Source organism: Lichenibacterium ramalinae, assembly GCF_004137085.1.
GTDB lineage: Bacteria > Pseudomonadota > Alphaproteobacteria > Rhizobiales > Beijerinckiaceae > Lichenihabitans > Lichenihabitans ramalinae.
Map to the genome: position 1 here is coordinate 48,196 of NZ_QYBC01000005.1, position 23,059 is coordinate 71,254.

Below are 23,059 nucleotides of genomic sequence, written 5' to 3' on the forward strand. Positions count from 1 at the left end.
TTCGGCCGGCGCGTCCGGCTCGGTGTCGACGACGGTCGGCACGACCACGACGACGAGCTACACCGGCAACTACGCCAACGACAGCATCCTGGGCTTCAGCATCAGCTCGCTGGCGTCCAACAGCACCGACCTCGTCAAGCTCGGCGCGGCCCTCGACAGCGCGATCAGCAGCGTCACCACCGGCGCGGCGACCCTGGGCCAGTACACCACCACGGTGGCCAACCAGACCGCTTTCACCTCGTCGCTCTCGGACGCGCTCACGTCGGGCGTGGGCTCGCTGGTGGATGCCGACATGAACGTCGCCTCGACGCGCCTCCAGGCCCTGCAGACGCAGCAGCAGCTCGGCATCCAGGCGCTGTCCATCGCCAACCAGAACAGCCAGCTCATCCTCAAGCTGTTCCAGTAATCTTTCGGGCTCGCGCCCGTCGCGATCCAGAGGATGTTGGACGCCGGCCCGCGAGGGCCGGCGTTTCCGTTTTCCGGCCCGAAGCGCGAGGACGCCAGCCTTGGGCAAGACCGTTTCGGCAGAATTCCTGGAGATCGAAGCGACGTCGAAGGCGAAGACGCGATGAACCGAGCGGACCGGAGACGAGAGGCCCGTCCCCATCGGACGTCCCTAGGACCGTCGCCTGTCGCCGACGGCGCCTATCGAGCTGGGAGCTTTGCCGCGTCCCGGGGTGATCTCGCCGAAGCGAGGCGACACTACGAAGGTTGCCTGGCGATCGATCCGTCCCACGTCGAAAGCCGACATGACCTGGCCGTCGTGATGCTTCGCTGCGGCGCGCCCGTCGCTGCCGTGGAGCAGTTCGAGCAGGTCCTGGCTCGCCAGCCGCGCCACGCCGGTGCCTGGATGAATCTATCTCTCGCCCACTGTGAACTCGAAGACGCAGACGCCGCCGTGACGGCGGCGACCCGCGCCGTCGAGGTCGCGCCCCGCGCCGGTGCCGCCCAGGCCGCGATGGGTCATGCCCTCGCGCTGCGCGGCGATCTCGCCGCCGCCGAGGCCGCCTACCGGCGCTCGCTCGACCTGGACGGGGGTGCCACCTCCGTTATCGCTCGACTGGCCGATATTCTGCGCCGGTTGGGCCGGCCAGCCGAGAGCGTCGCGGCCTGGGAGCGCTGTCTTGCGCTCGCGCCGCGCGATTTGGCGTCCCACGCCGAACGCCTGCTGGGACTGGAAGGGACATCCGAACTGAGGACGAAAGCGCGGGCCGCATTCGCCGACCTGGCGGCGGCGGATCAGCCTGGGCTGCGCGATCTGAGTGTGGGCTGGTCCGGGAAGGATCGGGCAGGGGATGCCGTGGCCCTGCTAGACGTCGTCGTGGCCGAACGGCCCGACATCGCCGATGTCCGCGTGCTGCGTGCATCGCTGCTCCATGGACTCGGGCGGATGAATGACGCCCTGGCCGACCTCAAGCACGCCCTGTCGCTCGACCCGGCGAATCCGGACGTGCTGTTCAGCGTCGGCCGGTTCTTCGAATGTTTCGATCAGGCGGACGCCGCCGCTCCATTCTACCTCGAAGCGATCGAACGTCGGCCGGACTTCGCCGAGGCCTATGTCAGTCTCGCGGCCGTGAGACTCGTGGCCGGCGATGTCGCGAGCAACATCGCGCTTCTCCGCCATGCCATGATGCTCGCACCGGATCGCTGCCATCTGGCGGCGGATCTTTGTTGGGGCCGCCTTTTCGCCTGCGACTGGGCAGGTCTGGAGCAGGAGTTCAAAGAGGCTCTGGAACGCCACGTCTCGGCCGGTCAGAGCTTCCCGCCCTTTACGCTCTTCGCCTTCGGCCTCGCCGGCGACGCGCTCGCGCTCTGGACCCGGGCCTGGGCCGAATTGAAGATCGGTCCGGCCCGGACGCCTTTGGCGCGCTACGCTCCCCGTCCCGACGAACGCGAGAGGATCAGGGTCGGCTACCTGTCGGCCGACTACAAGGATCACGCGACGATGTTGCTCGTCACGGAGATGTTCGAGATGCACGACCGGACGCGCTTCGAAACGTTCGGCTACAACATCGGCGCCCTCGACGAGAGCGCATCGTGTCGTCGCGCGATCCGTTCGCTCGACCACTTCGTGGATCTGTTCGCCCTGAAGGACGGGGACGCCGCCAAACGCATCGCCCAGGACGGGATCGACATCTTGATCGACCTGAAGGGCTATACGAAGGACAACCGCTGCGGCATCTTGGGCTATAGGCCGGCGCCGATCCAGGTAAACTACCTCGGATACCCGGGGTCGATGGGCACGCCGGTGATCGACTACATCGTCGCCGACGCCGTCGTGATCCCCGACGAGCATCGACGGTTCTACGACGAGGCCGTCGTCCACCTGCCGCACTCCTACCAACCCAACGACCGGCACAGGGCGTCGGCCGATCCCTGCACCAAGCGAGGCGATCACGGGTTGCCGGACGGTGCCTTCGTGTTCTGCTGCTTCAACAGCAGCTACAAAATCACGCCCGTGGTCTTCGATATCTGGATGCGGGCGCTCCGGGACGTGCCGGGCGCCGTGATCTGGCTTCTGGCCGTCAATGGACAGATCGAGGACAATCTCCGGAAGGAGGCGGCAAGCCGCGGCATCGACCCCGCGCGCCTCGTGTTCGCGCCCCGCGTGGCCTTCGAGGCCCACATCGGCCGGATGGCACTGGCGGATCTCTTCCTCGACACCCTGCCGGTCAACGCCCATACCACCGCCAGCGAGGCCCTCTGGGCCGGACTGCCCGTGCTCACCTGTCTCGGGCCGCATTTCGTCGGACGGGTCGCCGGAAGCCTGCTCAAGGCGATCGGCCTGCCGGAGTTGGTGACGACGAGCCTCGCCGACTACGAGCGCGAGGCGCTGGCGCTGGCCCGTGACCCGGCGCGGCTCGGGGCGCTGCGGTCGAGGCTCGCGGAGAACCGGTCGACGGCGCCGCTGTTCGACACGCCCCGGTATGTGAGGGGGTACGAGGCCGCCTTGGAGCGGATGGTCGCGATGCGGGAGGCGGGACACCCTCCGGCAACCTTTGCCGTTTCCGACCTCACGCTCTGACGTCTTCGTTCCAGAACTCTGTGGTCCAGGGCCACATCAACGAACGCAAGACAATTGATTGTTGTTCGCGGCGATAAAAGGCTAAACTGCAATGTGCGATCAGGAAACTCTGCTCTCTATATGTGTTCCAACCTATAACCGCCTGGACATGTTGCGGCGTAACATCGATTTTCATCTACATGAATTCCGTAAGCGATCACTTAGTTTCGAGATCGTCGTTGTCGACGATGGCTCTACTGACGGGACAGCCGAGTATATCGTATCTCTCTCCGGCGTGTCCGAAATTTCACCTTTCCAACGCACAAAGAACTCTGGGTTCCTTAGCAATTACGCATTCGCCATGCGTCGAGCAAGGGGGCGCTATGCAGTATTTCTCGGTGATGATGATCTGCTCATTCCCGATCGCGTCCTGCATTGCCTGTCGGTCCTCGACCATGACCGCAACATCGGCATGATCCAGGCTCCCTGGCTTCTGATCGACGAGGCGCGCGGCGGGGTCGAGATGGGCCCATTCTACCACATCCCCAGCGAGACCCGGTTCACTCGCGGCGACTTCGCCTCCATGACCCAGTTCATCTTCGATTTTCATGTCTTTCCGGAGTTCATGATTGTCCGGTCGGACGTGGTGCGGAGTTCTGTCTCGGGATCGTGCCCCTTCATCTTCTGGGCTTTCCTGTTCACGGCTCGATCCCTGGCCAGGGCTGACATCGTCTATATGCCGCAACCCTTCGCCCGGGTGACCGCCATCTCGGCAGATTCTCGCTTCCAGCAGGGTAACCGGGAAACGATGTTCAAGTGGGACGATTACCGTGGTGGCGTTGAATATTTAGTTTCGCTGTTCCAAAATCCGGATGTGCCTCTTGAACGGCGAACGAGTACAACCGATAAAATTAACAGATTTATGATGATCCGGCAGAAGGTGGCCCTCAAGCTGCTGATTGACGCGGGCTACTGGGCCGAGTGTTGTATTCTATATCGTCGCATCAGTGCCTATGAAGCCCCGCCCTTGTCATTTGAACAGTTCAAGCAGGTATCTCAGATGGCCGGCATCGACGTCGCGACACGGGAAGCGATCGCGTTCGGCTTCGGTCCGGTGATCGTAGACCCCGCGATCTCTGACGACATCGTGGCGTTGTTAAAAACAGAGCACCGCGCCCGTTTGGTTCGCCCTCCGGCCGGTGAGGACGCTGGCGGCGAGCCGCGCGCTTATCTTCGCTTGAACCCGGCCTTCCCCGAAAAACTCCGCGACCACGACGCTGTGTTTGATCTTCAGGACTATCTGGCCCAGTTCGGGGCGGCATGATGAGACGGGCTGACTTTTCCGCGCAAACGAGAGATCAACTCCTAATGACGTTCCGGTGGATGCATTGACATGAAAAATAACAAGCTCAGCATTTTACTGCCGACCTTTCGGTTCGATGCGACGGCGCGTAATGCGATCGAGACAGTCGCAGCCATGGCGAGCAGAGACGTGTCGGTCCATATCGGAGATAATAGCTGCGATCCCAACAAGTGGGCGTATCTGAGAGGATTGGCGGATCGGTCGCCCTTCTGCTACGTCCACTGCCACTCGTCCAACATCGGACCTTACGGGAACTGGAACTTTCTTTGGCAGCAGAGTGAGAGCGAGTTTCTATGCTATGTCGCTGACGATGACATTTATACTCCAGACTATTTCTTCGCCGCGTTGGAGGAATTGAGGCGAAATGCAGACTGTGCCGCCGCTTCCGGATGCTTCCTTGCGTTGACGTGGCGGGCGGGAACCCTGCACGTGGAGCCGTCGCAGTCGAACCTCCACGCAACTCCGGTTAACAGGGTGGCCGCCTATTCTCGCCATACTGGAATCAACGCTATGGTTTCTGCAGTTCACCGGCGCGAGGCAGTCGCCGGCTATCTGGCGTATATGAGCGAGCGCCCCTTTTTGCCCCCTTACCTTGATCAATTCATGACGTACGCGTCGCTGGCAGCAGGAACGTGCGTGGTCGATGCTCGGCGACAGATATTTTTATACAATAATACAAATTGGGTCGATGCCGAGACCATCACTCGTTCTAATGAGAGGCACTGGATTGAATGTGGATTTTCTACTCAATTCCAACAGTTGCATCTCCTCTGCTGGGCTGTCGACGTTGTGCATTACTTCAATTCGATTTATCGACCTTCGACATTAGATGACATACAGTCTCAAGGTATTATCGAGATATTGTACAGTACCATATTCCATGGCTGGTTCCTAAATCATGTGGCGGTGAACAACGATGCCTTGATCGCTCTATTCAATCCGATCCCGCAGGCGCTTTTTGCGTTGAAGACGTTGATTGCTACCCCTTGCGAAGACTATGAGAGCATCATCGCTCTCTTCGTCGTCATCCTGCGGAGCTTCGATGCGGATATTGCACTCCGGTATGAGGCCTTTGTCGCACGATCGCTACGCCCTGCGGCCGCCAAACGGTGACGGTGCGCGGCGTCCCCCTTGACATGGCGCAACCATCCGGCACCGAGCGTCGCGCGTATTCTTCATAGGCTGGCCGGCGAAACCGCTTCGCTCGCCACGCTCCCTACATCGACATTACCTTCGACATCAGCCCCACTGCATCGAGCAACAGGTCGCCATGGCTAGACCGTCCAACCCTCGCTCGGGTTGCCGATATAGATACGTCGAGAGGCTGCCCTAGCTGTTCAGTCCAGCAGACTCTACATCCAGATCAGGAATCCAGCCCGTGATAGCCATCAAGGTTGATGATCCCATGGGGAATGCGATGGATGATCCGGTTCGCGACGGCATGCAGTCGGCAATGAGTCAACTAGCTTATCGCAAAAGGCCAGTAGCGGTACCGCGTTTTCCCACCATGGACGGTCTCGGCCTCGTCTTCTATTGCTCGCCGAGGCCCGCGCTGTCCAGGCTGAACTCGCCGGCCAGCCGCTCCTCATCGGCAACTGCGACATGCTGCTGATCAAACCCTCCTCGGGGGTGATCCCAACAGCCTCCGGCGCCGTCCTCCTCGCCTCCCCACGTTCTCGTCCTGCCCAACCCCCGCACAAGCTCCGCCGGCGACAGTCTTCCTGACGCCGTAAGCCGTCAGGGGTATCGATGAACGCGATGGAACAGGTGCAGCGGCTGTGGGCGAACCTGCTCCAGCTCGGGGGTCGCAGGCTCGGCGCCCTCGCGGCCGTCGGCGTCGCCGTCTTCGCGCTGGTCGGGGTCGGGGGATATTTCCTCAGCCGCCCCGCCACCGAGACGCTCTATTCCGGGCTCGACCGCGGCGACGTGTCGTCGATCGGCGCCGCGCTGCACGATGCCGACATCCCCTTCGACGTCAGCCCCGACGGCACCGCCGTCGCGGTGCGCTACGGCCAGACCGCCCAGGCCCGCATGCTGCTCGCCGAGCGCGGCCTGCCGCACTCGGGCAATTCGGGCTACGAACTCTACGACAAGATGGGCTCGCTCGGCCTCACCTCCTTCATGCAGGACGTGACGCGCGTCCGGGCCATCGAGGGCGAGCTCGCCCGCACCATCCAGTCCATGGCGGGCATCCGGGCGGCACGCGTCCACGTCGTGCTGCCCGACGAGGGCTCGTTCCGGCGCGCCCGCCAGCCGCCCTCGGCTTCGGTGGTGATCCGGGCCTCGACCCTCGACGACAGCCACATGGCGGGCGCCATCCGCCACCTCGTCGCCGCCGCCGTGCCGGGCATGACGATCGACGAGGTGACGGTGCTGTCGACGGACGGCACCGTGCTGGCGTCGGGCGACGACGCCACCAACGCCGCCCCCACCAAGATGCTCGACCTCGAGAAGGTCATCGACCGCAACGTGGCGGAGAACATCCGCCGCACCCTCACGCCCTCGCTCGGCGCCAAGAACCTCCAGGTCTCCGTCACGGCGCGGCTCAACACCGACACGCGCCAGACGGCCGAGACCACCTACAATCCGGACGGGCGCGTCGAGCGCTCGACCCGCACCGTCAAGGAAACGCAGAACCAGCAGAACTCCACGAGTTCCGCGCCCGCCGGCGTGGGCCAGAACATCCCCGGCCCCAAGCCCGCCGGCGGCGACGGCAAGTCCTCCTCCGAACAGAACGACAAGCGCGAGGAGCTGAACAACTTCGAGATCTCGTCCAAGACCGTGACGACGTCGAGCGCCGGCTACAACATCGACCGGCTGTCGATCGCCGTGGTGATCAACCGGGCCGCCTTCGCGGCGGCGCTCGGCGACAAGGCGGCGCCCGACGCCGTCGACAAGAAGCTCGCCGAGGTCGAGCAGCTCATCGGCACGGCGGCGGGCGTCGACAAGGCGCGCGGCGACAGCGTCAAGGTCATGGCGGTGGACTTCGTCGACAATGCCCGCGACCTCGAGCCCGTCCCCTCGCCGGGCGTGATGGAGGCGGTGATGCGCCAGTCGGGCACGCTGATCAACGCCGCCCTGGTCCTGGTCTTCACCGGCGTGGTGGTGCTGTTCGTGGTGCGCCCGCTGATCCGGGTCCTGTCGGTGCCGGCGGCCGGGGCAGGGGACGATGGCCTGCCGGCGCTCGCCATGGCGGGGGACGATGCCCTGATGCTGCCCGACGCCAGCGGCATGGGCGGCATGGACGGCGACATGGACGCCATGCCGGTCGGGCTCGACGCGCTCGGCGGCCGGCCCTCGGCGCTGCAGATGGCGGGCTGGGAGGAGGACGTCAGCCTCATCGACGACATCACCAGCCAGCCCCGCCGCTCGCCGCAGAAGCGGCTGGAGCAGATGATCGAGTTCGACGAGCAGCAGGCCGCCGCCGTGCTGAAGCAGTGGATCCATAGGAAGGAAGCCGCCTGATGAGCGCGCTCCACCGCTTCCTCGTGGAGTTCGACCTCGACCGCCCCGGCCTGCCGCGCGGCGCCTGGCCGCTGCTCGGGCGCGACCCCGAGCCCGCCGCCGACGAGGACGCGGCGGACGACCTGCCGGCGCTGTCGCCGCCCGAACCCGAGGTGGACGGCGTCGCCGAGGCCGTCGCGGCAGCTGTCGCGGCGGCCCTGGCCGAGGCCGAGGCCGACAAGGCGGCCGCGCTCGCCGCGCTCGCCGCGCTCCACGCCGTCGATCTCGAGGAGGCCCGTGCCCGCTGGAGCGCCGAGGAGGCGGCGCCGTTGGCCGAGGGCTTCCGTCAGGGCCTCGCCGCGCTGGAAGACGCCCTGGCCGAGGCCGCCGGCGCGGCGCTGGAGCCCCTGATCGGCGAAGCCTCCCGTATCGCCGCCATCGCCGACCTGTCCCGCGCCGTCGCCGATCTCGTGACGAACGGCACGGGCGGCCGCATCGCGGTGCGGGGGGCGCCCGACCTCGTCGTCGCCCTCGAATCGGCGCTGGCCGCGGCCGGTGTCGACACCGCCGCCATCGACTTCACACCGTGCGAGGCCGTCGAGGTCGTCGTGACGGCCGACAACAGCGGGATCGAGACGCGGCTCGACGCCTGGGTCCAGGCGCTGCGACACCGCCTTGGGGAACCATGATGAGCGACGAAGCCCACCCCCATGAGATCATCATCATCAAGCGCCATGCCGGCGGCCACGAGGACGGCCACCACGGCGGCGCGTGGAAGATCGCCTACGCGGATTTCGTCACCGCCATGATGGCGTTCTTCCTCGTGATGTGGCTGCTCTCGGCCAACGAGAAGACCAAGGCCGCCATCGTCAAGTATTTCAACCCGATCCAGCTCGTCGACTCGACCCCGCAGCCGCCCGGCCTCGGCGACCCCGCCGAGAAGACGCCCAGCCCCAAGAAGGCCGGCTCCAAGCCCAGCCCCGACAAGGAGGCCTCCGAGGCCAAGGAGGGCACCGAATCCGCCAAGGAGGAGAAGCCCAAAGACGAGAAGGCCAAGAAGGACGAAGCCAAGAAGGAAGAGGCCAAGAAGGAGGAGGCCAAGAAGGACGACGCCGCCCTGTTCCGGGACCCCTATGCGGCGCTGACCGAGATCGGCGCCAAGGACGCGCCGCCCTCGCGCGGCGGCACCAAGGCGCCGAACGACGGCAGCAAGGGCGGGGCCGGCACGGCCGCGGCGGCGGAAGGCAAGGGCGGCGACGCCTATCGCGATCCGTTCGACCCGCTGCCCCTGACGCCCAAGGGCGCGGTGGACGGCGCCGCCGATTCCGGACGCAGCGACGCCGATCTGTCGGCCGCCGGCCCCGCCGCTCCGCCGGCCGCCGCCGACGCCCGCCCGGCGGCCGAGCCCTCGGCCGCGCTCTCGACCGCGCCCTTGCCGGCCGAGCCCGCGGCCCGCGCGGCCGAGCTCAAGGCGCGGATCGATGCGCTGGCCAAGTCGGTGGCGGCCGCCTCGGGCGGGCCCCAGCCCAAGATCGACGTGAAGGCCACGCCGGAAGGCGTGCTGATCGGCCTGACCGACGACGCCAGGTTCTCGATGTTCGCCAGCGCTTCCGCCGAGCCCTCGCCCCGCACCGTCACGCTGATGGCGAAGATCGGGCGGCTGCTGAAGGGCCAGAAGGGCCGCATCGTGCTGCGCGGCTACACGGACAGCCGCCGGTACCGCTCCGACACCTACGACAACTGGCGCCTCTCGTCGGCGCGGGCCGACATGGCGCATTACATGCTCGTGCGCGGCGGGGTCGAGGATGCGCGCTTCGAGCGGATCGAGGGCTATGCCGACCGCCAGCTCCGCAACGTCAAGGATCCCGAGAGCCCCGAGAACCGCCGCATCGAGATCCTGCTGAGGGACGTGCCATGATGCTTCGCGCCAGCGCCGCGGTCGGCGGCGCGCCGACTTCCAAATTCGCCGCCATCGGCGGCGCGCTGATGCTGGGCCTCGCCCTGCTGACGCCGGCGCGCGGCGCCGAGGCCACGCCCGGCGAGGGCCACGCGGACAAGGTGGCCGCGGCCCCGGAATCGGCGCGGGCCGCGGCCGAGCCGCCGGCCGGCGCCAGCCTCGCCCCCTACCAGGCCGTCCGGTCGCTGCAGGCGTTGCAGGACCAGGTGGCCCACGGCAACACGGCCGCCCAAGCCGCCCAGGCCAGGATGCTGACCCATGTCGCGGCGGTCTTCGCCGAGGCCGATCCCGCGGTGTGGAAGGAGCCGCGCAACGCGGGCGCCGCCGCGCTCTACCTGTTCAGCGCCGGGCGCGCCGGCACGGTGCGGGACCTGATGGCGCGGGGCGCGGTGTTCCCGGCCGACGGGGACCGGCTCGTGAAGGGCGCGCTGGCCTATGCCGAGGGCCAGGACGAGATCGCCCGCGGGCTGCTCGGCAAGCTGGATCCCCGAGCGCTGCCGCGGGGGCTCGGGGGGCACCTCGCCCTCGTCCTGGCGACGCTCTTCGCCGACAAGGATCCCGCCAAGGCCGGCGCCATGCTGGACACGGCCCGCCTGCTCGTGCCGGGCACGCTGGTGGAGGAGGCGGCGCTGCGCCGGCAGATCTTCCTGCTGGCCGAAACCGCCTCGATCGAGAAGTTCACGGCGCTGTCGCGCCAATACATCCGCCGTTTCCGCGGCTCGGTCTTCGCCGCCAACTTCAAGGGGCGGCTGACCTCCTTCGCGGTTCGGCTGGCCGTGGCGGGCGACGTGGCGCAGCTCGGCACGCTGGATCCGATCTTCGCCGAACTGCCCCAGGGCGAGCGGCGCGCCCTCTATCTCACCCTGTCGCGCGACGCGCTGCTGGCCGGCCGGGCCGAGGCCGCCCGCTACGCGGCGGCGCGTGCCGCGGCCCTGTCGCCCGGGCCGGCCGAGGCCGAACGCGCCCGGCTCTACGCGGCCGCGGCGGGCGCCGCCTCCGACGCGGCCCCGGCGGCGCGCGCGACCTTGACGGCGCTCGACGGCGCCCGGCTGCCGCCGCGCGACGCCGAGCTGCGCGATGCCGCCGTGGTGGTCGCCGCTTCCGTCGACGGCGGGCTCGGCGACCATGGGCAGGAGCTGGGGCGCGACGGCCCCGCGGCCGACAGCGCCGCCGCCCTGCTGATCGACCGCGCCCACCGCGCCATGGCGGCCGGCGATGCCCTCCTGGCGCCCGGTGCCGGCCGGTCCGTGCCGGGCGCCCCCGTTCCGGCAGCCGGAGGAACGCCATGAACGCCGAGGTTTCCTTTATTTCGGCGGGCGCCGCCGGTGCCGGCGGCTGGCCGCAGGGTCCGGGAAACCCCGCCGCCGTCCCGTCCGAGGCCGCCGCCAGCTTCGGTGGCCTCCTCGACACGATGGCGCGGGGCGGGGCGGCCGCGCCCCCGGCCGCAGCGAAGACGGTCGCGGCTCCCGCCGCCACCGCCGCCGCGCCCGCGGCTCCGGACGCCGCGGCCGCCGCCGCCGCCGCGGCCCTGTCGGCGGACCTCGCCGCCGCCGCCGGGGCCACGCGCCGCGCCGCGCCCGCGGCCGCAGCCCCCGACGATGCGGACGCCGGCGCGGACGGCGCGGCGGAGGCGGACGATGCGCCGCCCGCGGACGCCGCCGCGGCCCCATCCGCCACCCCTGCCGCCGCCCTGGACCTCACGGCGCTCGCCCAGGCCGTGCTGATGACCGCACCGCCGCAACAGGCGCCGACTCCGGCCACGCCCGCCTCATCGGCTTCGGCCGCCACCCCGGCCGTCTCTGCCACCACCGCCGCTGCGGCCGCCGCCACCGCTGCGGCCGTAGCAGCCCCTGCCGCGGCAGCCTCTGCCGCAGCGACTCCGGCCGCCCCGGCGATCGTCGGGGCCGCGACGGCCGGATCCCCTGGGAGCCCTCCGGGAAGCAGCGAAGGCGGCTCTCAAGACAGCGTCGGAGACAGCTCCCGAAGCGGCGCGCCCGGCGCCGCGACCCCGGCCACGGCCCCGGTGGCTGCAGGCGCGGCGCCGGCCGCGCCCGCACCGGCCGGTCCGCCTGTCGTGCCCGCGACCGCGGCTCCCGCCGCCATCCCGGCCTCCGCGGCTCCCGCCGCTGCCGGCGCTGCTCCCGCCGCGACCGTTTCCGCACCCGCTCCGGTGTCGGCCAAGCCGTCGACGGCCGGCAAGGCGGCTGGAGCCGCGGCCCGTGCGGCCGATGCCGCCGCGGCGCCGCCGGCCGCCTCGGACATCGTGACACCGGGCGGCATCGCGCCGGTGCAGGCCGGGCGGGCGACGTCGGCCGATGGTGATGCCGATGGCGATGCCGACGCCGACAGTCCAGCGCTCCCGGCGCCGGCCGGAACCGATGCTGGCGCCACCGCGGCGGCCGCGGCGCTCCTGCCGGACGCCGCTGCGCTCGGGGCCGGCGCGGCGAGCCAGCAGGTCGCCTCCGCCCTGGCCGCCCTGGCGGGATCGTCGGCGCCGAACGATGCCGGCACGACGGAGGCCGCCCCTCCCGCGTCCGCGACGGCCGATGTGCGGACCGGCCCCACCCCGGGGTCGATCCGCACCACGTTGGACGGCGGCCGCGAAGTGGTGGTGAAGCTCGACCCGGAGCATCTCGGCAGCGTTTCGATCAGGCTCAGGATGACGGGCGGCCAGGTGGACGTGAGCATCACGGTGTCGGACCCCCACACGCTGGAGGTCCTCAACCGCGACCGCCACCTGCTCACGGCCGCGGTCGCCTCGGCCGGCCTCGGCGGGGACGGGTTGAAGCTGTCCCAGGGCACGCCCGATGCGGGTTCGCCGCCGGCGGCGTCGGGCACCGGCACCGATGCCGGCGCGGGCCGGTCGCAGGACCGCGGCACCTCGGCCTCGGGCGAGCCGTCCGGCGGCCGGCGCCGCGACACCCGCTCCCCTTCCACCCCCTCCAGCGATGACGCGAGCGATGACGTCAGCCCCACGCCCCCGCCGACCCGGACCGGCGCCCTCTATGTGTGAGCGCCCTGCCTTCCGGGCCGCACTGGCCTGGCTCGGCCTCGCGCTGGCCGGCGCGGCACCGGCCCTGGCCGGTCCCGTTCCGGCCCAGCCGGCCGCTCCGGCCCAGCCGGCAGCGCCGGGCCAGCCTGCGTTCGCGGGCCAGCCCGCAGTGGCGGGCCAGCCCGCAGTGGCGGGCCAGCCCGCAGTGGCGGGCCAGCCCGCAGTGGCGGGTCAGCCCGCAGTGGCGGGCCAGCCCGCAGTGGCGGGCCAGCCCGCAGTGGCGGGCCAGCCCGCAGTGGCGGGCCAGCCCGCAGTGGCGGGCCAGCATATCTGCGAAGCCCAGGTGGCCGCCGCCGCCAAGCGATACGATATCCCGCTTGCGGTGTTCTACGCCGTCGGCCTGCTCGAAACCGGCGGCCGCAACGGCCTTCAGCCCTACACGATGAACATCGAGGGCCGCTCGGCCCCCAACCCCAGCCTGTCGGCGGCCCTCGCCACCTTCGAGGCGGCGCATCGGCGCGGCGCATCGTTGATCGACATCGGCTGCATGCAGATCAACTACCGCTGGCACGGCAAGAACTTCGCATCCGTGACCGAGATGTTCGATCCCGCCCACAATGTCGATTATGCGGCGCGCTTCCTGCGGGAGCTCAAGACGCGCGAGAAGACCTGGACGCTGGCGGTCGCCCGCTACAATGCCGGTCCCAACAACAATGCCGCGCAGAAACAATACGTCTGCGGCGTGATCCGCAAGATGGTCAACAGCGGATTCGGCTCTTGGACGACGAATGCTCGGGCGTTCTGCGGGGAGCCGGCGGTCTGAGGCCGACGGAAATCCGGCGGGAAAATTTTGTCGTTAACTTTAAATCATTCCTTCGACGATAGCTTGGCGACATCGACGAAGGTCCACCGCCGGCCAGGGAACGCTTCCCTGGCCCCGGGCTCCGGACCTCCTCAACGACATGCTGTCAAGAAGGCCGCTCGTTCATGAGTCTCTTCGGAACCCTCAACACCGGTGTGTCCGGCATGGCTGCCCAGGCCAACCTGCTGAGCACCATCGGCGACAACATCTCCAACTCGTCGACCACCGGCTACAAGCGCGCCACGACGGACTTCGAGACGGTGCTGGGCAACCAGTCGGCCAGCAGCTACACGGCGGGCAGCGTCTCGACCCAGATCCGCTACGGCGTCAGCACCCAGGGTCAGCTGACGTCGAGCACTTCCGTCACCGACCTCGCCATCCAGGGCAACGGCTTCTTCGTCGTGCAGGGTACCAACGGGGCCACGGCGCTGACCCGCGCCGGCTCTTTCGTGCCGAACTCCGCCGGGCAGCTCGTCAACACGGCCGGTTACTCGCTGATGGGCTACAATCTGATCGACGGATCCTCGGCCACGGTCAACGGCACCGGCGGCCTGCAGGTCATCAACCTGTCGAAGCAATCCCTGACGGCCAACCCGACGACGGGGGGGACGATGGTGTTCAACCTCAACAGCGGCACGACAGCGGCGGCAACGGGCGAGGTACTACCCGCCGCCAACGACCCGACTGCCACCACCGGAGCGACGACCTCGTCCGCCGCCTCGACCTTCAAGACGTCGGTCGCCGCCTATGACGACCTCGGAAATGCCGTGACGTTCGACATCTACCTGACCAAGACGGGAACCGACACAAGCGGCAACAGCGTCTGGCAGGCGGCGGTCTACAACCAGGCCGATGCCGCAACGGGCGGGGGGTTCCCCTATACCGTGACGGCCGCCAACAAGACGAACGAACCCAACGGCCCGCTCCTCAGCCTGCAGAACCTGACCTACAGCAGCACGACCGGGAAGCTCACGAGCGCGACGGTGGGGGGGACGAAGACAGCGTCCACGACGGCCGGCCCGCTGGCCCTGACCATCCCGATCCCGGGCGGCCAAACGATGAACCTCGACATCTCGGGATCCACCCAGCTCGCCTCGGCTTCCAACGTCACCACCGCGACCGTCAACGGCAGCGCGCCCTCGAAGCTCGACCACGTCACCATCGGCACCGACGGGACCGTGACGTCCGTCTACACGAACGGCATCCAGCAGGCGACCTACCGCATCCCGCTGGCCGACGTGCCCAGCGAGGACAACCTCACGCCCGTCAGCGGCAACGTCTACGAGCCCAACCTCGCCTCCGGCACCATGACGATCGGGACCGCCACGTCGGGGTCGCTCGGCAGCATCAAGTCGAACGAACTCGAGAACTCGACGGTCGACCTCGCCACGGAACTGACCAACATGATCTCGGCCCAGCGCTCCTACGAGGCGAACTCCAAGGTCATCCAGGCCAGCTCCGACCTGCTCAAGGTCGTCGACCAGCTGAGCGGCTGATCCCCGCCTTCGCCCGCGCCGGATTGAGGACCTCCCCATGAGCCTGTCGACGACGCTGAGCATCGCGCAGAGCGCGCTCAGCACCAATGCGGCGCTGTCGACCATCGTGTCGCGCAACATCGCGGGCGTCAACGACCCGAACTACTCGACCAAGAACGCCTCCGCCGTCACGACGTTGGACGGCGGGGTCGAGATCTCGGGGATCCGCAGCGCCACCGATACGGCGCTGTTCAACAACCTGCTCGGGGCCAAGTCCGATGCCGCTTCGGCGTCGGCCCTGTCGGAGGGGCTCGGCCAGCTCGAACAGACCCTGGGCCTGAGCTCGACGACGGCCGCGGACGGCACCTCCACGGATTCGTCCCCCGCGACCCTGCTGGGCAACCTGACGAATGCGCTCCAGAGCTACGCCGCGTCTCCCACGCAGGCGACGCTGGGCCAAGCCGCCGTCACGGCCGCCAAGACGCTGGCCACGAGCCTCAACGCGGCATCGTCCACCGTGCAGAGCGTCCGGGCGCAGGCCGACAAGGACCTGGCCAGCGCTGTCGCGTCCGTGAACTCGCTGCTCCAGCAGTTCGGTGCCGCCAACGCGGCCGTCGTCTCGGCCAACATCGCGGGCACCGACGGCACCGACGCGCTCGACACGCGCAACACGATCCTGCAGTCGCTGTCCTCCCAACTCGGCATCACCACGGCCGATGCCGGCAACGGCGGGCTGGCCCTCTACACCGACGGGGGCGCCACGCTCTTCCAGGGCACGGCCCGCAAGGTCTCGTTCACGCCGACCGCCTCCTACGGCACGCACCCGGACGGCAGCGCCGTGGTCGGCAACGCCGTCCTGGTGGACGGCGTCCCGGTGACGGGAACCAGCGCCACCATGGCGTCCAAGAGCGGGGCCATCGCCGGCCTCGCCCAGCTGCGCGACACGGTCGCGGTCGATTACGGCCACCAACTCGACCAGATCGCCGGCGGGCTGATCTCGGCCTTCTCGGAAAAGGTCCAGGCCGACGGCACCTCGGTGCCGGGCCTGTTCACCGTTTCCAACGCCACCACCACGGCCTTCGCCAGCACCATCACGGTGGCGGCCAGCGTCGACCCGAGCAGGAAGGGCGACGTGACGCTGCTGCGCGACGGCGGCATCGCCGGGGCAGCCACCAAGGTCAACACCGATGCGACGGCGACCAGCTATTCAGCGCACCTGACCGCCATGCTGGCGACGCTCGACAGCGTCCGGCAGTTCGACGGCACCTCGGGCGGCGCGGCCTCCGGCACTCTGTCGGCCTATGCGGCCTCCTCGGTGAGCTGGCTCGAGACGAACCGCCAGGCGGCCTCGACGGCCTCCACCGACAAGGCGGCGCTGGTGACGCAGACCACCACCAACCTGTCCAGCGCCACGGGCGTCAATCTCGATGAGCAGCTGAGCAAGATGCTGGACCTCGAACACTCCTACCAAGCCTCGGCCGAGCTGCTGACCACGGTGAAATCGATGCTCGATTCGCTGCTGCAGGCCGTCAACTGACCGGTCGTCCGGCGCGCGGGAGATCCCCATGACCAATGTTTCGAGCTACGCCCTGGCGGCCTCGCCCCGTTTGACGGTGTCGCAGGCCCAGCAGGCGCTCTCCAAGGCCCAGGTGGAACTGTCGAGCGGCAAGTTCGCCGACATCGGTCTCGGGCTCGGCAGCTCCTCGGGCAACTACGTGTCGCTCGGCAACCAGCAGAGCCGGCTGCAGGCGATCAAGGATTCCAACGGCACGACGGCGAGCACGCTGACGGCCGCCTATTCGGGCCTCGACGCGCTGCGCACGACGGCCACGAGCTTTCTGGCATCCCTGACCCAGGCGTCCGGCACCGGCAGCGTGTCGGGCACGCTGGTGGCGACGGCGGGGGCGAACCTCGATTCGCTGATCGCGACGCTCAACACGTCCGTGGGCGGCAATGCCATCTTCGGGGGCATCGACTCGGGCTCGGCGCCCATGACGGCCTACACCGACGGGACGCCCCCATCGAAGAGCAAGGCCGCCGTGGATGCGAGCTTCGCGTCGAGCTTCTCGGGCGCCAAGCCGGCTGATGCGTCGAACGCGACGATCAGCGGCCAAGCCATGACGGACTACCTCGCCAAGCAATTCTCGACGCTGTTCGACACGGGCTACCAGGGCACCTGGTCGTCGGCCTCCGGCACGGTGCCGACCGCGCAGATCTCGGCGACCGAGACCGTGACGACTTCCGTCAGCGCCAACGACACGTCCTTCCGCCAGCTCGCCCAGGCCTATGCGACGGTGAAGGAGTTCGGCGGCTCCAACTTCGGCAGCGCTGCCGGCCAGGCCGTCATCGCGTCGGCCACCAAGCTCGTGTCGAGCGCCATCGCGGGCCTGACGCAGGCCCAGGCCGGCATCGGCCTGTCGCAGGCGGCGGTCTCGGACGCCGACGACCGCATGTCGACGCAGATCGACTACCTGTCGACCCAGGCGCAATCCATGGTGGCGGTCGATCCCGCGGCGCTGGCCACCCGGATCTCGGGCCTGCAGACGCAGATCCAGGCCTCCTACGAAATCACGTCTCAGCTCCAGCAGCTGAGCCTGGTGAACTACCTCAAGTGATCCGTTTCCGGGTCGGGCGGCTTCGGCCGTCGGGCCCCGACTTGGGGGAAGGAGCGGGCCCGTGCCCGGGCGCCCGCTCTGGAAACATGTGATTCGCGTGCCGAAGGATCAATGATGTATCAGTTCTCCTATGCCGACATCCTCGCCGACGATGCCGACGACGCCCGGGCTCGCGAGCGCCAGGCGCTCGACCAGGCCGTGGCGCTGCTGCAGCATGCGGGCGAGCGCGCGGCGGGGTCGCCGGAAGCGACCAAAGCGCTCGATTTCACCAACGACCTGTGGGCCTTCTTCATCCGCGACCTCGCCCACCCCGGCAATGCCATGCCGGACGAGCTCCGGGCCAACCTCATGTCGATCGGCCTCGGCGTCATGGCCGAATGTCGCCGCATCGCGCTCGGCGAGTCCCGCGACTTCGCCTCCGTCGCCGAGATCTGCGGCATCATCCGCGACGGCCTGAACTGAGGCCGGCCCGATGCACATCACGCTGCGTGCCAACGAGAAGATCTTCATCAACGGCGCCGTGCTCAAGGTCGACCGCAAGACGTCCATCGAGTTGATGAACGACGCGGTCTTCCTGCTCGAAGCCCATGTCATGCTGGAGCGGGACGCCACGACGCCGCTGCGCCAGCTCTACTACATCGTGCAGCTGATGCTGATGGAGGCGCGGGAGCGCCCCGAGAACAGGACGATGTTCGCGGGCCACTGCGCCGCCATGGCGAAAGTCTACGACGAGGCGGCCATCATCGCGGGCGTCGCCAAGGTTTCGGCGCTGGTGGGCCGCTCGCGGCACTTCGAGGCCCTGAAGGTGATCCGCGGGCTCCTGCCCGTCGAGGCTGCCATGACGGGCCGCCCGCAGGAGGCCGGCGTGCGCATCAAGCCCACCCCGGTGCCGGGCCCGGCGCTCGCCGAGGCCTGCTGAGGGCCCTCGCCGCTCGCCTCGGCGCGCGGCTTCAGCCCCAGCCTGTGTCGACAAGCATCGACAGGCGACCGGGTGGCTCCACCCGATCGCGATCCGCCCTCAGCCGCCGGACGCGCAGGGCGCGCGGGGCTCGCGCAAGCCCCGCGCAGGCCGGACCCGCTAAACGATGGGCGACTTCAGCGGGAACCCACCCATGACGACCGTTTCACCCCCATCGGCCACGGGCACGGGAACGACGACATCGTCGTCGTCCACCGCCGCCACCACCACGGCCTCCACCGCCGCCGCCGCGCAGTTGAACTTCAACTCGTTCCTGACGCTCATGATCGCGCAGATGAAGAACCAGGATCCCACCAGCCCCACGGATCCCAGCCAGTACCTCACGCAGATCTCGCAGATGTCCGCCGTGCAGCAGGGCGTCCTGACCAATACCAAGCTCGATTCGATGCTGACGCAATCGTCGCTGACCCAGGCCGAGGGGGCGATCGGCAAGTCCGTGACCTCCGCCGATGGGTCGACGACCGGCACCGTCACGTCCGTCAAGCTCGCCAGCGACGGCAGCGTCACGGCGACGCTCGTCGGCGGCAAGACCTTGACGCTCGACAACACCGTGACGGTGGCGGCGGCGGGAACGAGCGCGTGAACGAGGCCGACGCGCTCTCGCTCCTGCAGAGCACCATCTGGACCGTCGTCCTGGCCTCCGGCCCCGGCATCGCCACCGCCATGGTGGTGGGCATCGCGGTGGCGTTGTTCCAGGCCCTGACGCAGATCCAGGAAGCGACGCTCACCTTCGTGCCGAAGATCGTCGCCATGCTGCTGGTGCTGACGCTGACGGCCTCCTTCATCGGCTCGCAGATCTTCATGTTCACCGAACAGGTCTACGCCCGCATCGAGCGCGGTCACTGACATTTCGGGCCCGCGTTCGCCACCGTCACGGACGCTGACATCCCGGCCCGGCCGTCACGTCTGGCAGAGGGCGCAGAAGAAGGTCGAGCGGCCCGACTGCACGATGCGGCCGATGACCCCCCGGCAGCCCGGGTTGGGGCAGGGCGCGTCTTCCCGGTCGTAGGCACGGAAGCCGTGCTGGAACGTGCCGAGTTCGCCGTCCGTGTGGCGGTAGTCCTTCAGGGTCGAGCCCCCGGCCGCCACCGCCTCGTCGAGCACGGCCCGGATGGCCGCGGCGAGCCGCTTCGCCCGCGCGGTCGGCGCCCCGTCGGCCCGGGCCAGCGTGCCGGCGGCGCGCTGCGGCGACAGGCCGGCGCGGTGCAGCGCTTCGCAGACGTAGATGTTGCCGAGCCCCGCGATGAGGCGCTGGTCGAGCAGCGCGGCCTTGAGCGGCGCCGCCTTGCCGGCCATCAGCCGCGCCAGCACCGCGGCGTCGAAACCCGCGCCGAGCGGCTCGACGCCGATGCCCCGGAACAGCGGGTGGGTGACGAGGCCGCCGGGCTCCACCAGCACCATGAAACCGAAGCGCCGCGGATCGTTGTAGGTGATGGACGTGCCGGTATCGAAGTCGAAGCGGACGTGGTCGTGCGGGCTCGCCGCCCCCGGCGCCGTCGCGGCGCCCCGGCCGTAGTAGAAGGCGCCCGGGAGGCTTTCGCGCCGCGCATCTCCCGCCGCCCCTCCCGTCACCACGCGGAACGAGCCCGTCATGCCGAGATGGGCGGCCAGCACCGTGCCGTCGTCGAGGTCGACGACGAGGTACTTGGCCCGGCGACCGACGGCGAGCACCCGCCGGCCCCGGAGCCGCTCGGCGAACCGGTCGGGAAAGGGGAAGCGCAGGTCGGGCCGGCGCTGGTCCACGGCCGTGAAGGTGGCGCCCGTCATGGCCTGGGCCAGGCCGCGGCGGACGGTTTCGACTTCGGGAAGTTCGGGCATGGTGCTAAAGCGAGGCCTCTCTCGTCCCGGAGATGGGTGCGGCCCGGCCTCGACGCCAGTTCGCGCGGCTCCGTCCTGAAGGCCACGATGACCGTCCCGAAACAGCCCCGGCCCGCAACGCCCTCCGCCGCCCCGGCCGGCACCACCCACTTCGGCTTCGCCGACGTGGCGCTCGAGCGCAAGCAGGGCCTCGTCGACGACGTGTTCCACAAGGTCGCGGAGCGCTACGACGTCATGAACGACGTCATGTCGGGCGGCCTGCACCGGGTGTGGAAGGACGTGATGGTCGGCATGGTGAAGCCGTCGCGCACCGCCCCGTTCCGCCACCTCGACGTGGCGGGCGGCACCGGGGACGTCGCCCGGCGCGTCGCCCGGGCGGGCGGGCCGTTGACGGAGGTCACGGTGCTCGACATCAACCACGACATGCTGCGCGTCGGGCGGGACCGGCTCGCCGAGAAGGCGCGGGACTTCCGCTACGTGGCGGGCAATGCCGAGAGCCTGCCGCTGCCGGCGAACCGCTTCGACTGCTACACGATCGCCTTCGGCATCCGCAACGTGCCGCGCATCCCGCTGGCGCTGGCCGAGGCCCACCGGGTGCTCAAGCGCGGCGGCCGCTTCCTGTGCCTCGAATTCTCGGCCGTCGACGTGCCGGGGCTCGACAAGGTCTACGAGGCCTTCTCGTTCAAGGTCATCCCCCGCATGGGGCAGGCGATCGCCGGCGACGCCGAACCCTACCGCTACCTCGTGGAGTCGATCCGCCGCTTCCCGGGCGTCGACACGTTCTCGGACATGATCGCCGAGGCCGGGTTCCGCCGCGTCGCCGCCACGCGGCTGACCGGCGGCGTCGTGACCATCCACTCCGCCTGGAAGCTCTGAGGCCCGGATGCTGGCGACCCTCGGGCATATCGGCCGGCTGATCCGGGCCGCCTTCGTGCTGGCCCGCGAGGGCGTGCTGTCCGGCATCGACCCGCAGAACGTTCCGGTCGCGGCCCGGGCGCCGCTCGCCCTGGCCCGCATGCTGGCGCGCCCGCCCGCCGGCTCGGCCGGCAAGCGGCTCGGCATCGCCATGGGCAAGCTCGGCCCCTCCTACATCAAGCTCGGCCAGTTCCTGGCGACCCGGCCCGACGTCGTGGGGGCGGCGGCGGTGCGCGACCTCGAGGGCCTGCAGGACCGCGTCACGCCCTTCCCCCGCGACGTCGCCGTCGCCATGATCGAGGCGGCGTTCGAGCGGCCCATCGACCAGACCTTCGCGGTGTTCGGCGAGCCCGTGGCGGCGGCCTCGGTGGCGCAGGTGCACCGGGCGCGCCTCACCGCGGCGCGCGGCGGCGGCGAGGTCGCCGTCAAGGTCATGCGGCCCGGCGTCGAGCGGCGCTTCAAGCGCGACCTCGGCGACCTGTATTTCGCGGCCCGCACCGCCGAACGCCTGCTGCCGCAGGCCCGGCGCCTCCGGTTCGTCGAGGTCATCGACGCGCTCGCCCGCTCCGTCACCATGGAGATGGACTTCCGCATCGAGGCGGCGGCGGCGAGCGAGTTCGGCGAGAACGTCCGCGACGACCCCGATTTCCACATCCCGGCCATCGACTGGACGCTGACCGCCAAGGACGTGCTGACGCTCGAATGGGTGAACGGCACGTCGCTGACCGACATCGCGTCGCTGCGGCGGAGCGGCTACGACCTGCCGGCGCTGGGCCGAACCGTGATCCAGTCCTTCCTGCGCCATGCCATGCGGGACGGCCTCTTCCACGCCGACATGCACCAGGGCAACCTCTTCGTCGACGGCGAGGGGCGGCTCACCGCGGTCGACTTCGGCATCATGGGGCGACTCGGCGGCAAGGAGCGGCGCTTCCTGGCCGAGATCCTCTACGGCTTCATCACGCGCGACTACATGCGGGTGGCCGAGGTGCATTTCCAAGCCGGCTACGTGCCCGGCCAGCACAGGGTCGAGGACTTCGCCCAGGCGATCCGCGCCATCGGCGAGCCCATCCATGCGCGGCGGGCCGACGAGATCTCGATGGCCAAGCTGCTGACCCTGCTCTTCGAGATCACGGCGCTCTTCGACATGAAGACCCGCGTCGAACTCGTCATGCTGCAGAAGACCATGGTGGTGGTGGAAGGGGTGGCCCGCACGCTCGATCCCAAGCTCGACATGTGGGAAACGGCCGAGCCCGTCGTCCGCTCCTGGATCGAGGACAACCTCGGGCCGGCCGGCAAGGTGGGGGACGCCGCCGCCGCGATCGCCTCCCTGGCCCGCGGCGCCCTCGGCCTGCCGGACCTGCTGCTGCGCGCCGAGAAGATCATCCTCAACCTCGAGTTGGCGACGCAGGACGGCGGCCCGCTGTCGCCCTCGGCCCTGCAGGGCGTGGCGAGCCGCGAATCGACACGGTTCGGCTGGCTCGGCGCCGCGCTGTGGATCCTGGCGCTGTCCGCCGCCTGGAGCGTGCTGGTGCGCTGAAAGGCCGGGCGCGGCGCGGAAACGCCCGGCGATCGCCCCTTTACGCGACGCGCGGGGTTGCGGTGGCGCCGCCGCCATATAGACAGGCACCGACATCC

At 69.3% G+C, this 23,059-nt stretch carries 20 protein-coding genes; 19 read left to right on the forward strand and 1 reads right to left on the reverse strand.

Features of this window, described 5'->3' with window-relative positions; all coding sequences use genetic code 11:
- The 17 genes from D3272_RS07065 to fliQ all read left to right on the forward strand — a co-directional run.
- The coding region (locus tag D3272_RS07065; protein WP_281010663.1) for a flagellin at positions 1-406 on the forward strand (406 nt) is incomplete at its 5' end.
- 33 nt (positions 407-439) lie between these two features.
- On the forward strand, positions 440-3,025 hold the full coding sequence (locus D3272_RS07070; protein WP_129218461.1) for a tetratricopeptide repeat protein: 2,586 nt from the start codon (positions 440-442) through the stop codon (positions 3,023-3,025).
- Between the two features lie 91 nt (positions 3,026-3,116).
- Complete coding sequence (locus D3272_RS07075; RefSeq protein WP_129218462.1) at positions 3,117-4,328, forward strand: glycosyltransferase; 1,212 nt, start codon at positions 3,117-3,119, stop codon at positions 4,326-4,328.
- A 69-nt stretch (positions 4,329-4,397) separates the two neighbouring features.
- The gene (locus D3272_RS07080; RefSeq protein WP_129218463.1) at positions 4,398-5,480 is read left to right on the forward strand and encodes a glycosyltransferase family 2 protein; all 1,083 of its coding nucleotides are present in this window, start codon (positions 4,398-4,400) and stop codon (positions 5,478-5,480) included.
- Positions 5,481-6,116: 636 nt separating this feature from the next.
- Positions 6,117-7,832 carry a flagellar basal-body MS-ring/collar protein FliF gene (gene fliF / locus D3272_RS07085; RefSeq protein WP_129218464.1) on the forward strand — a complete coding sequence of 572 codons (1,716 nt, stop codon included), beginning with the start codon at positions 6,117-6,119 and terminating at the stop codon, positions 7,830-7,832.
- On the forward strand, positions 7,832-8,500 hold the full coding sequence (locus tag D3272_RS07090; protein ID WP_129218465.1) for a hypothetical protein: 669 nt from the start codon (positions 7,832-7,834) through the stop codon (positions 8,498-8,500). Before fliF ends, D3272_RS07090 begins: the two co-directional genes overlap by 1 nt.
- Positions 8,500-9,729: a flagellar motor protein MotB gene (locus tag D3272_RS07095; protein WP_129218466.1), complete on the forward strand. Its 1,230-nt coding sequence runs from the start codon at positions 8,500-8,502 to the stop codon at positions 9,727-9,729. The genes D3272_RS07090 and D3272_RS07095 overlap by 1 nt, the downstream gene beginning before the upstream one ends.
- On the forward strand, positions 9,726-11,057 hold the full coding sequence (locus tag D3272_RS07100) for a chemotaxis protein MotC (protein ID WP_129218467.1): 1,332 nt from the start codon (positions 9,726-9,728) through the stop codon (positions 11,055-11,057). The genes D3272_RS07095 and D3272_RS07100 overlap by 4 nt, the downstream gene beginning before the upstream one ends.
- Complete coding sequence (locus D3272_RS07105) at positions 11,054-12,781, forward strand: flagellar hook-length control protein FliK (protein ID WP_129218468.1); 1,728 nt, start codon at positions 11,054-11,056, stop codon at positions 12,779-12,781. Before D3272_RS07100 ends, D3272_RS07105 begins: the two co-directional genes overlap by 4 nt.
- On the forward strand, positions 12,774-13,583 hold the full coding sequence (locus D3272_RS07110) for a transglycosylase SLT domain-containing protein (RefSeq protein ID WP_129218469.1): 810 nt from the start codon (positions 12,774-12,776) through the stop codon (positions 13,581-13,583). Before D3272_RS07105 ends, D3272_RS07110 begins: the two co-directional genes overlap by 8 nt.
- Before the next feature lie 164 nt (positions 13,584-13,747).
- Positions 13,748-15,118 carry a flagellar hook protein FlgE gene (locus tag D3272_RS07115; RefSeq protein WP_129218470.1) on the forward strand — a complete coding sequence of 457 codons (1,371 nt, stop codon included), beginning with the start codon at positions 13,748-13,750 and terminating at the stop codon, positions 15,116-15,118.
- 37 nt (positions 15,119-15,155) lie between these two features.
- Positions 15,156-16,634: a flagellar hook-associated protein FlgK gene (gene flgK, locus D3272_RS07120; protein ID WP_129218471.1), complete on the forward strand. Its 1,479-nt coding sequence runs from the start codon at positions 15,156-15,158 to the stop codon at positions 16,632-16,634.
- A gap of 28 nt (positions 16,635-16,662) precedes the next feature.
- Positions 16,663-17,712: a flagellar hook-associated family protein gene (locus tag D3272_RS07125; RefSeq protein ID WP_129218472.1), complete on the forward strand. Its 1,050-nt coding sequence runs from the start codon at positions 16,663-16,665 to the stop codon at positions 17,710-17,712.
- A 111-nt stretch (positions 17,713-17,823) separates the two neighbouring features.
- Positions 17,824-18,174 carry a flagellar biosynthesis regulator FlaF gene (gene flaF / locus D3272_RS07130; protein ID WP_129218473.1) on the forward strand — a complete coding sequence of 117 codons (351 nt, stop codon included), beginning with the start codon at positions 17,824-17,826 and terminating at the stop codon, positions 18,172-18,174.
- A 10-nt stretch (positions 18,175-18,184) separates the two neighbouring features.
- Positions 18,185-18,631: a flagellar biosynthesis repressor FlbT gene (gene flbT, locus D3272_RS07135; RefSeq protein ID WP_129218474.1), complete on the forward strand. Its 447-nt coding sequence runs from the start codon at positions 18,185-18,187 to the stop codon at positions 18,629-18,631.
- Positions 18,632-18,824: 193 nt separating this feature from the next.
- Positions 18,825-19,274 (forward strand): flagellar hook assembly protein FlgD, encoded by a 450-nt coding sequence (flgD, locus tag D3272_RS07140; protein ID WP_129218475.1) that lies wholly within the window; start codon positions 18,825-18,827, stop codon positions 19,272-19,274.
- Positions 19,271-19,537: a flagellar biosynthesis protein FliQ gene (gene fliQ / locus D3272_RS07145; protein ID WP_129218476.1), complete on the forward strand. Its 267-nt coding sequence runs from the start codon at positions 19,271-19,273 to the stop codon at positions 19,535-19,537. The genes flgD and fliQ overlap by 4 nt, the downstream gene beginning before the upstream one ends.
- Before the next feature lie 54 nt (positions 19,538-19,591).
- On the opposite strand, the gene mutM is transcribed toward fliQ, so the two are convergent.
- Complete coding sequence (gene mutM, locus D3272_RS07150) at positions 19,592-20,509, reverse strand: bifunctional DNA-formamidopyrimidine glycosylase/DNA-(apurinic or apyrimidinic site) lyase (protein WP_129218477.1); 918 nt, start codon at positions 20,507-20,509, stop codon at positions 19,592-19,594.
- 87 nt (positions 20,510-20,596) lie between these two features.
- Here mutM and ubiE point away from each other — a divergent pair, with 87 nt between their 5' ends.
- Together ubiE and ubiB are read left to right on the forward strand one after the other, a co-directional pair.
- Positions 20,597-21,385, forward strand: a complete 789-nt coding sequence (gene ubiE, locus D3272_RS07155; protein WP_129218478.1) for a bifunctional demethylmenaquinone methyltransferase/2-methoxy-6-polyprenyl-1,4-benzoquinol methylase UbiE — start codon at positions 20,597-20,599, stop codon at positions 21,383-21,385.
- 7 nt (positions 21,386-21,392) lie between these two features.
- Complete coding sequence (ubiB, locus tag D3272_RS07160; RefSeq protein WP_129218479.1) at positions 21,393-22,961, forward strand: 2-polyprenylphenol 6-hydroxylase; 1,569 nt, start codon at positions 21,393-21,395, stop codon at positions 22,959-22,961.
- The last annotated feature ends 98 nt before the right edge of the window (positions 22,962-23,059 follow it).